Genomic DNA, 13,169 nt, shown 5'->3' on the forward strand with positions numbered 1-13,169 from the left:
ATGTTAGCCAAGGCCCTTCCCTGCCAGCCTGGTTGCGTTCAAGGATCCGAACGTTGCGAACGCCCTTGAAGATTAGGGCTGCGGCCGCCGCAATCCCGTTCATCCCGGCACCAACGACCACAACATCTGTAATGGGGATTCCATCCGATCGTGTCGTCTCAGCGGGCCAACTGGCAGCGGGAAACCCAAGCATTTCCAGATCACGGCGCACGTGCTCCTCGTGAGCGAGAAGCCCCGCATGGGACAGCTCGGTAGCATAGTGTTCGGACAATATGCGATTTCGATCCACGTTAGGGCTCGCCAGCGCCATCATGCGCAATGATTAAATGGCTTGGTCGGCTTCATAGCGGTAGCGGAAGTCACAGTGGGAGGCTCCTTCCATGATCGTCTGGGTTCGCGTCATCTTCAGTTTGGGATCATAACCATCACAGAAGGATCCATCGCGATTGCAGGACAGAAGCCCCCCGATCTCACCCAAACCCATGGCCTTGTACATCTCGGCGTAGCGACAGCGGGTGACGTTGAAGTCGAACCGGCTCTCATCCCGGTAGACCGGATCGATCTCAAGCGCATTTTCCGCCGTCCAGTTGGACTGGATGTCAATGAAGCTCTGAAGGCTGGTCCCACCCTCAGCTTGTGCCGCGAACTGTGCCGCCTGTTTGATTGAAGATCGCCGCACCGATTCCGCGATGAGCTGCTTGGCGTTGTCCTTGCCGTAGCGTTCGGTGAGGGTTTCATACACTTCCTTGAGAAGTTCCGCCTCGATGCGCCGCCGCTCAATGATCGGAAGGGGTTGGGACATAACCGTGCTCCTGCAGAGTGGGTGTAGAATAATGGAGAGCCGTAATCCTGCACAATTGAGTCAAGATACTGCCAATAAAGCGTCTGCCTGGACAGGCGGCACCCAGTCCCGCCCTGGAACCGAGGCCAGCAAGGCCTGCGTATAGGAATGGCGTGGCGCCCCAAAAACCTCAGCGGTCCAGCCCTCCTCAACCACCACGCCGCCCTGCATGACAGCAATGCGATCGCAGATCTGCGCGGCGACGCGCAGATCGTGGGTGATGAACACCATTGATAGGCCCAGTCGGCGGCGTAGGTCTGCAAGCAGGCGCAGAACCTGTGCTTGAACAGAGACATCGAGCGCTGAGACCGGCTCGTCCGCGACCAGCACCTGGGGCTCTAGGGCCAGGGCGCGGGCTAGTCCGATGCGCTGACGCTGCCCACCAGAAAATTCATGCGGGTATCGTTCAGTAGCGTCAGGATCGAGGCCTACGAGGGCAAACATTTCCTTGGCCTTGGCCAAGGCTCGTGCGGGCGCCTCCCCGTGGATGATCGGTCCCTGCGCGACCAGTTCGCCGGCCCGGCGTCGTGGATTAAGTGATGCAAATGGATCCTGGAACACCATTTGGATGTGTCGTGTCTGCTCTCTCATTGCTCTGCGCGAGAGGGCTGCGAGATCGGTATCGCCGAGGCGGATCGATCCCGAGTCTGGATCGAGCAGCCGTACGATGCAGCGGGCGAGGGTCGACTTCCCCGATCCGCTCTCCCCTACAATTCCGAGTGTCCCACCACGCGGCAGACTAAGGCTCACGTCCTGCACCGCATGCGTCACGCGCCGGCTCCGGCCTATCAGCCCTCCTTTGCGGTAGGTTTTCGAGACATGCTCGATCCGCAGAATTGGCTCTGCTGCTACATCCTGCGGCAGTGGTGGCGCGAGGGGCGGAACAGCCGCGATCAGTGCCTTGGTGTAGGGATGTTCTGGCCGATTGAGAACATCCTCTGCTCTCCCTGCCTCTACGAGCTTGCCACGCTGCATCACGGCGACTCGGTCGGCAATCTCAGCCACCACGCCGAAGTCGTGGGTAATGAACAAAACCGCTGTTCCTTTGCGCTCCTGAAGTTCCCGGATGAGCTTTAGGATCTGGGCTTGGGTTGTCACATCGAGTGCGGTGGTCGGCTCATCTGCGATAAGGACGCGCGGCTCAAGCGCCAGCGCCATCGCGATCATTGCCCGCTGACGCTGGCCGCCGGACAGCTCATGCGGGTAGGCTCGTTGGGCTCCTTCCGGATCCGGAAGGTGGACATCCTTCAGCAGATTGGTCACTCGCCGTGCGATTTCGGCCCGGTTGAGGTTTGTGTGTATGCGGAACATTTCGGCGATCTGGTCACCGATCGTCCGCAATGGGTTCAGGGCGGTCATCGGCTCCTGAAAGATCATGCCGATTCGGGCGCCACGGATCTTTCGCATCTCTGCATCGCTCAGCGTCAGAAGATTTTCACCTTCGAGCAGGATCTTTCCAGCCGTTGCCTGGACCCCTTCCGGTAAGAGACCCAGGATGCCGCCAGCCATCATTGATTTGCCGGACCCACTTTCGCCGACAATGCAGAGGATCTCGTTGGTTTTGAGCTCAAGGGAGACTTCTTCGAGTGCATGCAGCCGGTCGGCCCCCGGGGGCAGCGCAACGGTCAAACCCTCGATCGATAATAGGGTTTTCATCGCCGCCTCAGCCTCGGATTGAGGGCATCGTTCAGCCCTTGTCCAACAAGGGAGACCGAAAGCACAGTCAGTAGGATCGCCAGACCCGGAATGGCAGACACATACCACTGCGTCCGAAGAACCGACCGGCCAGTGCCGATGAGATTACCCCATGAAGGGATGTTGGGATCAGACAGGTTGAGGAAGGCCAAGGCGCTTTCCAGCAGGATCGCCACCGCCATGATGACGCTGGCATAGACGATGACAGGCGGCAGGGCGTTGGGCAGGATCTCGCGGAAAATGATTTGCAGGTCACGCATGCCGAGGGTACGGCACGCCTGAACGAACTCGCGGCTCCTGAGCGACAGGAACTCTGCTCGGGTGAGTCGGGCCGCAGCCGGCCAGGACACAAGACCGATAGCAATGGTGACGGTCTTGATGTCGGATCCGAACACCGCGACCAGCACGAGGAGCAGGAGAAAGTTTGGGAGCGTTTGGAACGCTTCCGTGATCCGCATAAGCACATCGTCGACAATACCGCCATAGTACCCCGCGATGGCACCGATCACGACTCCGATCGTGACAGCCAGAAGGGTGGCGACAATGCCGATGAGAAGTGAAACACGGGCGCCATGGAAAACTTGGGCGGCGATGTCTCGTCCTGTAGTGTCGGTGCCGAGCCAGAAGCGTGCATTGGTGAAGGGCCATTGCAGTGGGCGCCCGGCAAGTCCGAGAGGATCCTTCTGGAACAGGACCGGCGCACTGAGTGCCATGCCGACCACCAGAAGAAGCAGGAAAAGCCCAACGATAGCGGTCGGGCTCCGAACAAGGCGCTTTAGGGCATCCATGGCAGCCCTCAGGTCACAATGCGCGGATCAAGGCGCGCATACAGTAGATCAACGATAAAGTTGATCAGGATCACGAGCAGGGCCGACACGAAGACAATCCCGAGAAGGGTGTTGAGGTCCCGTTGCACAACAGCCTCATAGGCCAATCGCCCGAGACCCGGTAGGGCAAAGACGCTTTCCACGACCACGGAACCGCCGAGCATCGTTCCAGCCTGAAGGCCAACGAGGGTGACCATTGGCAGGAGCGCGTTTCGGAGAACATGCCCGGTGATGACGCGACGCGGGCTCAGGCCCTTTGCCCGGGCGGTTCGGACGAAATCAAGATTCATCACTTCCAGCATCGAGGCGCGCATGATCCGAAGGTACGTTGCCAGGAAGATAAGGGCCAGGGTCAGCGTCGGCAGGAGGAGATGCCATGCGATGTCGACAATCCGTCGAAGCCCTGTATAGCCTGCGCCGATCTCCTCAAACCCGCCAGCCGGCAGCCAGCCGAGCTTCACCGCGAAGATGACGATACCCATCAGGCCAAACCAGAAGGATGGTGTGGCGTAGAAGACAAGCCCGAGCGTCGAGATGAGCGTGTCCGGCCACCGGTTGACGCGCCGTGCTGCCAGCACGCCAAGTGCCATTCCTGCTGCGAAGGCAAAGCTTAAGGCCGAGCCCATCAAAAGAAGGGTCGCGGGTAGGCGCTCCAGGATTACCTCGGAGACCGGCTTGCCGTAGATTGCGGAGAATCCAAGATCGAGCTGAAGCAGTCGCCAAACATAGCGCCCCAGTTGTACGGCCACGGAAACGTCTAGCCCATAATACTGCCGCAACTCCTCGATCATCCTCGGATCGCCCCCGCCGATCTGGGCAACGAGGGCGTCAACCGTATCGCCAGGGGCAAGCTGCAGCAGCAGGAACAGCCCCGCCAGCAGCACGAACAATGTCGGCAAGCTGGCGGCGAGACGTCGGAGGGCAAGAAGCAGAACGCGCATGATCAGGATGCGGCAATCCAGGTATCATGCCAGTCGCTGGAGTCCCAGCGCGGCACGTTGTGGTGGTTGCGGACCTGCTTGCTCGTGGCTGCGAAGAACTGCCGCTCGGTGATCATCCAAACCGGGATCTCCTCGTTCACAGCCTTCACCCATTCGGCATAGAGAGCCTTGCGCTTTGCAGGATCAATCTCCGTGGCAGCTTGGTCGATCAGTTGATCGATCTTGTCGGACTGCCAGCCCCATTGGTTGGTCCAAGGTGCTCCTTTTGGTGAGCCCGAGCGGTACCAGACCGTTGTGGAGACAGCCGGATCCCCGCGATATTGGTGCCAGCCTGTGGCAAGATCAAAGTTCCAGTCGCGGTAGACTGTCGTAAGAGCGCCCGCGATGTCGAGCTGCACGATCTCGACCTTGATGCCAACCTCGGCGAGCGATTGCTGAATGAAGGTGGCGAGAAGAGGAACATCCTCGCCGTTCATGATAGGGACCAGCTTCAGCGTAAAGCGCGTTCCATTCGCGCCGGGCTTATACCCTGCCTCGTCGAGGAGAGCGGCGGATTTCTTCTTGTCAAATGGATAGGGAGGCGTGCCACCGGGATAGAAGGCCGGTGACGAGGACGGAATCGGTCCTGTTGCCGGTTTTGCCTGGCCGTAAAGGAAATTCTCGATGAAGAACTCCACATCGATGGCATGGGCAATGGCCCTCCGGACCCGCACGTCCGCGAGCTCCTTCCGGCGGGTATTAAACTCAAGCGTGTTGTTGAAGGCATTGGCCTCAATTCCGCGCGTCGAAACTTCGAAGCGCTCGTCTTCTTTCAGACGGTCAAGGTCCGACAGCGACAAGCCGTTGTAGGAGCTGAGCTGAATCTGCCCAGTCTCGAGGGCTGCAGCCACTGCAGACTTGTCCGTGATCACACGCCAGACGATACGATCGAGATAAGGAAAATCTTTGCGCCAGTAGTTTGGATTCCGTTCAGCGATGATGAACTGGCCCCGCTCATACTGGACAAACTTGAAAGGTCCCGTCCCGATAGGAGCCGTATTGGCAGGGTTTTCAAGGATGTTGGTTCCTTCGAACACGTGGCGCGGTGCGATATAGCCGAGGTCGCAGAGAGCACGTAGGAGCAGGTTGAGCGGCATCGGCCGTGAGTAGCGGAACACAGCCGTGTGCGGGTCCGGTGTATCGACAGCTTCAAGATACTGCTGGAGTTGAGTGCCATAGTTGAGATGCTTCTTCCACATCTCCATGGCGGTGTACTGGACGTCAGCAGCCGTGAATGGCTTGCCATCATGCCAAGTTACGCCTTGGCGAAGCTTGAATGTTATGGTCTTTCCGTCCGGTGTGGCCTCCCAGCTAGTGGCCAAGACCGGGGCTGGATTGCCCTTCGAATCCAAGTCAACGAGTGCTTCCATAATCTTGCTGGTGATCAGATAGACACCCGTCGAAGCACGAAGAGCCGGATTCAGGATGCGCTGTTCCGAACCAAGGTGGGCCGTCAGAACACCGCCACGCCTGGGCGTCTCTTGGGCAAAGGACATGCGAGAGAAGAGAGGGCTGAAGAGGGTGGCACTCGCGGAGAGCAAGGCATCACGACGGGTGAGGCGCATAGCAGAGGTCCTTAATAGCCGAAAACCGAAAGGACCCTAGCGCTCCCGGTGCTGGAGTCAACAGTCTTGTTCTGTTAAAAGAACTCAGCAGGAAGAAGCAAACATTTCACGTGCTGTTTTGTGATTTTCCCTCACCCCTGGGGTGCTCAGAGATTGAAGATGGATTTGTATTTCCTTCCAGGAGCTGTAATTCGATGAAACATAACTACAATAGACCAAGGCATTCTAGTGCGTTCTCAACAAATGTATAAACGCTCAGGTTTGATTAAAAATGCGAAGTTCAGTTCTGTATAAAGAACGAACGGTAGAAGATCCACCAGCTATATTTTGCGGCTCGAGGCGGTCTCGCGATTAAGCCGAACTCACCGCACCGATGTCAGCACCTTAACGCGGCGAATCTCCCGCTCGCTTATCTCTATCCAGCCCATGCCACATTCCCATGCCCGTCGGTTCAGGGAGGTGTGACATTCCTAGTTTGCACGATCAGGACATTCTAACTTTGCGGCCACACACGAAATTCGTTCAACATATCTTATGGAACCTGGTAATGTCAGCGAGCGCGGTCAAACCGATCTCTAAGCCATATTCCGCGCTAGCATCGTCTCAGTCGATCCTTGGAGAGTTTTGACAAGAAGTCTGTAACAGGTGCAGTCGCCGATCTACACCTTCTGCGCACTTCACTCCCCTATGACATCTGGCACTTTGGCTGGGTTCAACCTCAGCCAGAGAAGCTCCATGAGATCCATGTTCTCGGCCGCTTTGGCAGCTTGCAGCCTCCTCCTGTCCGTCCCGTCGGCCCTCGCGCAGAGCCAGACTCAGCGCGGCGAGTACCTGGTGACCATCATGGATTGCACCGGCTGTCATACGCCCGGCACCTTCCTCGGCAAACCCGATCTGCAGCGTCCTCTGGCTGGATCGGAGGTTGGCTTCCAAATTCCCGGGCTCGGCATCTTCTACCCACCGAACCTGACCCCTGATCTCGAGACAGGGCTCGGCAAGTGGAGTGAGGCCGACATCATCAAGGCGGTGCGAACCGGCGTCAGGACGGATGGACGTCAGCTTGTGCCGGTCATGCCCTACCACTCGTACGGCAAGCTCACGGATAGCGATGCCCGGGCTCTGGCTGGCTATCTCAAGAGCCTGAAGCCGATCAGGAACCAGGTACCTGGTCCGGTCGGGGCGAACGAGAAGCCCTCAGCCCCGTACCTGACGGTGGTCATGCCCCAGTAGCCACCTGGAGCACAGCACCCCAATCCAGAAGCCGGCAATCCCGGGGAGGCGCATATGACATCGGACATGCTCGAGGCTGAACTGCAGCGGCTGCGCGACGACCACACAGGGATTGCGGACCTGCTGGCTGAGCTGGAGGCGCACCTCGCGCGGCCGCTCCCACCGGAGCCGCCGTTTGAGGTCATTGCGAAGGTAACGGCCCTGCAGGATCGGGTTTATGCCATGGCCCGCAGGGTCGGGGGCATGAAGCGGATGATCCGCGACAAGATCCTGCAGCAGACGCTTGCAGCCGACTTCTCTCCGAACGACGAGAAGATTGAAGCTTTCGGTTAGCACCATAGCATTCTGAAGGGAGCCGGTTGGCGGGCGTCGCCATGGGTATTCGCTCTCCAGCGCGAAGCCCTCCTTGAGGATTGAGGAGCGAAACGATGGCGGGCCAAGATACCTGTCGCATCGTGCGGGGCAACGGCAGCTATGAGGGGCGCCAGGGCCTCACCTATTTCGCCGGGATCTCGGGGGAGAGCGTCGGTTCGCGCGGCATCTGCCTGCATCGGCTGCGAATGCCTCCCGGAGCCCGGGCCAAGGCGCATCTGCCTCTCGGCGATTAACCGAGCGTGTAGACGAGGGCCCAGCCGATAACACCTAGGGCAACCAGCAAACCGAACCATTCGAGGACGCGCGACAGCCTGTCATTGGCCGGCGACTTTGGACGAGCCACCAGGAGCTTGTTATCATCGTCAGCCATGTTGAGGAAATCCGACAACAGACGACAGATAGGACCATTGGCATGAGCGCGTCATCATCTTCATCTCTCTCGTGCAATCACAACAACGGCGTCAAACCCCTGCCGCTTGCGTTTGGATGCCAAGGCAAACGCCGCGGAGAGTGCCTGCTCCTCTGTGGAGTGAACTGAGATACTTCGCCCGTCGTGCGAGACCGACCAGACATCATCCCCTGTACGCGTTACCACCACCCGTTCCACGCTTGTGGCTCCTTTGGAGACCACCTTCAAGCGTAGATGCCCAACGCCAAGTCGCAATGAACTCAAAGGGATAGAGTCGTATTTTAGAACAACTCTCCAAGGGATAGATCAACAATCCCTTGAGGTTATGGTTCTTGCACGGGGGTTACTTCTGGTGGCTGATGTCAGAGGCGTCAGGCTACCTGGAAGGCGCGGAGGGCCCGTTCGCGGATTTCGTCCCGCTGATCCTGGAGGGCGTTCCTCTACCCTCGAATCTCCTCATCGGACGTGCACTTGCGTGCGTCAGGGCACAGCAGCCTTCTAGGAAACTGGTTAATGAGCCCTTACCACAAGGGTTGGGGTGCGACATGCCAGCGAAAAAGCAGAAAGGTGTTTCCTTTGCGCAACGTGAGATAGCGCGGCTTGAGCAGAAACTCAGGGCGGTTGACGCGCAGATCGCTCGACTGGAACGAGATCCAGACCTCGGCCTTGCCACACGGGATCATTTTATCGTCTGGAAGCGGCCGTGCCTTTTTGCTGCTTGGCCGTCTGTGATCCAATAGTCCTCTCATCTGCACGCGCCCTACCTGCGCTTGGGAACACAGCTGTAGCAATACAGTCTTGACGCTGGCGTGTGGTAGACTAGGTGCCGGACTGCTGATCCGGGAGGTGGGTGATGATCCGAGCCTTGTGCCATACTGCCGACAATGCACTGGCTATCGAATTCGACGCGACGCCATGGTTTGTCGAGGCTGACCGGCAGAGCCTTCTGCACTGAGCCAAGCAAGGCTGGTCCAGCACGTGGGTTGCCGACGCTCTCGAGGCGCACCCTGGCTACGAGGGTCTCCATCAGCTGGTCCATTATGCCGCCACGCGGCTGCGGGAGGAGTCACTCGAGGATCCCATCTGGAATGCGCTCGATTGCAGCATCAGCCAATCTGATGCGATGCACTGGCTAGCCGAGAATAGGCCAGAGCTCGTGGCAACGATTCAGGATTAACATAAGTCCCAGTAACCCATCGCATCCAAGCAGGCCTGTACGGCTGCGTGGGCGGATGAGCACATCCGACTCTGCGGGCTATTCTGAAAGTGGGCCAGAGTAAGGTCGTATGGCAGCTTGCCTATAGGAATACGGCTACGGTCGGTATGCTTACAAAGCATAACTCACTTTCCTTCATGATCACTCCCGAATGAGGTGCTCCAAACCCATATAAGTTCCATCACAGACAATCAGAAATTCCTCGCTGGACGAGGCAGTTAGCACCTAAAGGCAAGACATATTCGTAACTTACATCCTCTCCCAAATCCGTGCGTATCTGCGTTATCGCGAGACGGTTCGCGAACTGTCGCAGCTTGGTGATCGTGAGCTCAGCGATCTGGGCATCGTCCGGTACGACATTCACAACGTCGCACGCACTTCGGCGGCTGCAGCCTAACTTGCTTCAGCTTCGTAGGTGATGCTCAGCCCGCCCTCCGGCGGGCTTTCGCATTTCTGGATATCGCGAAACAGGCCAGAACCCTGAAGCTCTGTTCCAGCCAAATCCTGCTTGAGCGCTTCGCCAACCCTAAGCCCAATTAACTCTCGTGTGTCGTTCGCTGACCTTCACGTGCTAAAGAGGCCCAGAAACTCACATTCGGGCTTCTATCAATCCTTCTCCGCTACGCACCCAAGCCCCTGATCATTCAAAGCTTCGACTTCCATGATGAAAGCTGACCTCTTATCCAAGGCCCAGGAGCAGCGCCCGAAGCCGCTCGCCGCCGAGATCCGCCCGCAGACTCTCGACGAACTCATTGGACAGCAGCATATCCTGGGCCCGAACGGGCCCTTGCGGCGGCGCGTCCGAGCTGGTCGTCTCGGCACGGTCATCCTCTTTGGCCCGCCCGGGGTAGGCAAGACCACGATTGCCCGGGCGATCGGCCAGGAGATGAAGAAGGAGTTCCGCTCCCTGCACCCGGCCAGCAGCAACGTTTCCGACATCAAGGCTGTGGCACACGAGGCTCAGGCCAAGGACGTCCTGGTGTTCATTGATGAGATCCATCGCTTCAGCAGCGCACAGCAGGATTATCTCCTCGATCTCACCGAAACCGGCACGTTTGATCTGATTGCCGCTACAACGGGCAATCCCTATCATGTGCTCACCCCTGCCCTCGTTTCTCGTGCATCCATTTTCCAGCTGGAGCCTCACTCACTGGAGGATCTGCAGCAGGTGGTGGAGCGGGCCGTAGCCTTCCTCGCGAGCCACAAGGATCTACACGTTCATCCTGATGGCGAGGCTATAAAGCAACTCGTCGGTCGAGCCGGAGGAGATGCTCGCCGCGTGTTGAACGCCCTTGAGACATTGGTGCTCGGAGCCGAATCCGGTTCAGTCATCTCGATCACTGGCGGCATGGTCGATGAGGTCTATCAGGCCTCTCCCCTGCCCTTTGATCGCAAGGGCGACTATCACTACGATACGATCTCCGCCTTCATCAAGTCGATGCGCGGCTCGGATCCAGACGCCACCCTCTACTGGCTGGCCCGGCTGATCCATTCCGGTGAGGATCCTCGCTTCATCGCTCGTCGCATTCTCATCCACGCATCGGAGGATGTCGGCCTCGCTGACAACACGGCCCTTCAGACTGCCGCAGCTGCTCTAACGGCCGTCCAGCATGTTGGCTACCCGGAAGCCCAAATCGTCCTGGCCCATGCCGCTTTGCACATCGCCCGGGCACCGAAATCGAACTCGGCCTGCCGCGGCATTGGAACCGCAATGGCCTATGTCAAATCGGAGCCCATGGTCCCGGTGCCTCCACATCTGAGGGACGGGCACTATGCCGGAGCAGCCAAGTTGGGCCATGTCGGCTACCAGTTTCCGCATGACGATCCGCGTGGCTGGGTTGAGCAGACCTACGCCCCCGGCATTGAGCTTGGTCAGTTCTACCAGAGTGATGGCCGGGGCAGTCAGACGTTCGAGGCACGAGCTGATGCTTGGTGGGAGCGCGTCACCGGTCAGCCGCAGCCACAGCAATGGCAGGAAGAACCCGGCAGCAGCTGAGGAGAAACCTAGGATTGCGTCACTTCTGCACCTGCAGGGTAGGTGAGAAACGATTCAAGCGCGGAACGAGATGAACACTGCACCTTTCGAAATCATTCCGGCCTGGCGGATCGCACGGTTGAGGACGGCCTTGCGCGATGCGGAGCAGCGTGGTGCGAACCCGGATGATGAGGGGCACGATCTTCTCCACCGCGCCCTCCAGCGTCGCTTCGCTTTGGCCCGACGACGCGCGAAGCATGGGCCAAGACTGGTCTCCAAGCCGAAGACCACGCGCAAAGGCCGCAGCTTTCCGCACCTGAAACTGGTTATCATCTGGCGCGCCATCCTTAGCTGTCGCCCCTTGGCTTGGAGGCAGGGCGACAAGGCGCCGTTTGGCAGCATTCGCAAGGCGCATGATCAGGCTGTTGCGGCGTGCCGTGCCGCCGGCCTTGCGCCACCCCGTTATCGCACCGTCTATGTCCTGTGGCATCGCGGCGTACCACCGGCGGACCTCGTGGTAGCGTTGCGAGATGGATCTACAACGCCGACGGAGTAGCAAACTTACCAGACAGCGGGATGAAGGCGCCCCTTCCAGCGTTCATGGCGCGGGAGTTGAGCCGCGGCCGCCTGCCGTTTTGTTAGCCTGCGCGGGACCGCAGTCGACGGGGCCACCGATGGCACAGTCAGTTCTGCCTCTGGTATTGTTTCAGATGCTATCGCCTGTTCATCGACAGCAGGAGCCTTCTTCCGTGGCTTCCGTGAACCGGCCCTCACGCCCTTGCCTTGTGCAGCATGAACGTCATGGACAGGGGGTGGATCCTCGGCATCATCGAGAGCGCCGTCCGTCTGCGGCACGGCTCTGCCACGCACTTGATCTCCTGCATGTGTGGTTTCCGCATCCTCAAAGGCTGTCGCAGTCAGATCGAATTCCATCTGTTCCCGACGGGTCTCAACCGAAGAGCGCTTGCGGCGGACAGGTTCAACGGGTTCTGAACTGCTCCACACAGGCTCGACGATGCTCGGCAGGATGCGTGGGGCAGGAGCTTGCTCAACTGCCGCTTGAGGCTCTTCCTTCGGAAAAATCTCAATGGCCTCAACCAAGGTCAGCTCAGACAGGCGCCTGGGCGGGAGGTGAGGACGCTGACCCTGAACGCGGGTTTTCTTGATCTCAACAGAAAAAGTCTTGATGTTCCGCTTCATCTCATATGCTGATCATAAAATTGAATGATGACGACCTAAGATCTTACCGGCACGACGTCAACCTTAGGAACACATGTGGCTTTCATCTGAAATCGTCGTAAATCGGCCGATTTCAGAATATCTTCTGCACGATTACGTCTTCCAGACAGCATCAGATCCTTCCCTTGTGAGAGAAGTCTACAGGTTTATGCGGCTCGTCGGGCAAACAGCCTCTGCAGCAGGCGAGGCTTATCATTCACAATGACAACTCCGGTGCCCTCACCCTTTAGTCGCCGCGCCGCCTCGAGATAGGCCTGAGCCGGTGCACTGCCAGGGCTGCCCAGGGTCACTGGCGCTCCGATATTTGAGCTCAGCAGCACTTCCCCACTCTCCGGCACAATGCCCAGCAGCGGAATGGACAGGATCTCCAGCACATCCTCTACCTTCATGATCTCGCCGCGCCGGGCACGGACAGGATCATAGCGGGTGAGAAGCAGATGTTTGTCGATGCGCTGGCCGCTCTCGGCTTTGGCTGTCTTGGCGTCGAGCATGCCAATGATACGGTCCGCATCACGGAGTGAGGAGACTTCCGGATTGACGACGACGACCGCCACGTCCGCATGCCGCATGGCCAGGGTGGCTCCCTTCTCAATGCCGGCCGGGCTGTCGCAGATCACCCAGTCGAACTGGGTGCGTAGATCACCGATGATCTGTGCGACGCCCTCGTTGGTCAGGCTGTCCTTATCGCGGCTTTGCGAGGCCGGCAGAAGAGCCAGCGTATCCAGGCGCTTGTCTCGGATGAGCGCCTGCGAGAGCTTGGCCTCTCCTTTGATGACGCTGATCAGGTCAAAGACCACGCGTCGCTCGGCCCCCATGA

At 58.8% G+C, this 13,169-nt stretch carries 12 protein-coding genes and 2 pseudogenes; 5 read left to right on the forward strand and 9 right to left on the reverse strand.

The genetic code is table 11. The annotated features are described in order from the left end of the window. The 6 genes and pseudogenes from NF876_RS33800 to NF876_RS33825 form a co-directional block, all read right to left on the reverse strand. A pseudogene (locus NF876_RS33800) lies at window positions 1-211 on the reverse strand (FAD-dependent oxidoreductase); the annotation flags it as partial. A gap of 111 nt (window positions 212-322) precedes the next feature. Next, the gene (locus tag NF876_RS33805) at window positions 323-802 is read right to left on the reverse strand and encodes an L-2-amino-thiazoline-4-carboxylic acid hydrolase (protein ID WP_210807138.1); all 480 of its coding nucleotides are present in this window, start codon (window positions 800-802) and stop codon (window positions 323-325) included. Window positions 803-862: 60 nt separating this feature from the next. After that, window positions 863-2,497 carry an ABC transporter ATP-binding protein gene (locus tag NF876_RS33810; protein WP_210807140.1) on the reverse strand — a complete coding sequence of 545 codons (1,635 nt, stop codon included), beginning with the start codon at window positions 2,495-2,497 and terminating at the stop codon, window positions 863-865. After that, on the reverse strand, window positions 2,494-3,324 hold the full coding sequence (locus NF876_RS33815) for an ABC transporter permease (protein ID WP_210807142.1): 831 nt from the start codon (window positions 3,322-3,324) through the stop codon (window positions 2,494-2,496). Before NF876_RS33815 ends, NF876_RS33810 begins: the two co-directional genes overlap by 4 nt. Before the next feature lie 8 nt (window positions 3,325-3,332). Next, a complete protein-coding gene (locus NF876_RS33820) occupies window positions 3,333-4,304 on the reverse strand; it encodes an ABC transporter permease (protein WP_210807144.1) in 972 nt (323 codons plus the stop codon). A gap of 2 nt (window positions 4,305-4,306) precedes the next feature. Further along, a complete protein-coding gene (locus NF876_RS33825) occupies window positions 4,307-5,908 on the reverse strand; it encodes an ABC transporter substrate-binding protein (protein ID WP_210807146.1) in 1,602 nt (533 codons plus the stop codon). A 735-nt stretch (window positions 5,909-6,643) separates the two neighbouring features. Between NF876_RS33825 and NF876_RS33830 the strand changes: the two genes are divergently transcribed. The 3 genes and pseudogenes from NF876_RS33830 to NF876_RS33840 form a co-directional block, all read left to right on the forward strand. After that, entirely contained in the window at window positions 6,644-7,138 is a 495-nt protein-coding gene (locus tag NF876_RS33830) for a c-type cytochrome (RefSeq protein ID WP_247654309.1), read from the forward strand. A 54-nt stretch (window positions 7,139-7,192) separates the two neighbouring features. Beyond that, window positions 7,193-7,471: a hypothetical protein gene (locus tag NF876_RS33835; RefSeq protein WP_210807150.1), complete on the forward strand. Its 279-nt coding sequence runs from the start codon at window positions 7,193-7,195 to the stop codon at window positions 7,469-7,471. A 95-nt stretch (window positions 7,472-7,566) separates the two neighbouring features. After that, a pseudogene (locus NF876_RS33840) lies at window positions 7,567-7,731 on the forward strand (cupin domain-containing protein); the annotation flags it as partial. An 11-nt stretch (window positions 7,732-7,742) separates the two neighbouring features. Here the strand turns inward: NF876_RS33840 and NF876_RS33845 are convergent. Further along, window positions 7,743-7,883, reverse strand: coding sequence for a hypothetical protein (locus tag NF876_RS33845; protein ID WP_210807154.1), 141 nt, complete (start codon window positions 7,881-7,883; stop codon window positions 7,743-7,745). 1,520 nt (window positions 7,884-9,403) lie between these two features. Here NF876_RS33845 and NF876_RS33850 point away from each other — a divergent pair. After that, the gene (locus NF876_RS33850) at window positions 9,404-9,535 is read left to right on the forward strand and encodes a DUF1127 domain-containing protein (RefSeq protein ID WP_371823152.1); all 132 of its coding nucleotides are present in this window, start codon (window positions 9,404-9,406) and stop codon (window positions 9,533-9,535) included. Window positions 9,536-9,802: 267 nt separating this feature from the next. Beyond that, the gene (locus tag NF876_RS33855) at window positions 9,803-11,134 is read left to right on the forward strand and encodes a replication-associated recombination protein A (protein WP_210807170.1); all 1,332 of its coding nucleotides are present in this window, start codon (window positions 9,803-9,805) and stop codon (window positions 11,132-11,134) included. Window positions 11,135-11,153: 19 nt separating this feature from the next. Here NF876_RS33855 and NF876_RS33860 read toward each other — a convergent pair whose 3' ends face one another. Together NF876_RS33860 and minD are read right to left on the reverse strand one after the other, a co-directional pair. Then, window positions 11,154-11,372 carry a hypothetical protein gene (locus tag NF876_RS33860; RefSeq protein ID WP_262272519.1) on the reverse strand — a complete coding sequence of 73 codons (219 nt, stop codon included), beginning with the start codon at window positions 11,370-11,372 and terminating at the stop codon, window positions 11,154-11,156. Between the two features lie 1,126 nt (window positions 11,373-12,498). After that, on the reverse strand, window positions 12,499-13,169 hold a 671-nt coding region (gene minD / locus NF876_RS33865; protein ID WP_262272520.1), incomplete at its 5' end, for a septum site-determining protein MinD.

The sequence above is a fragment of the Microvirga yunnanensis genome (assembly GCF_025460875.1).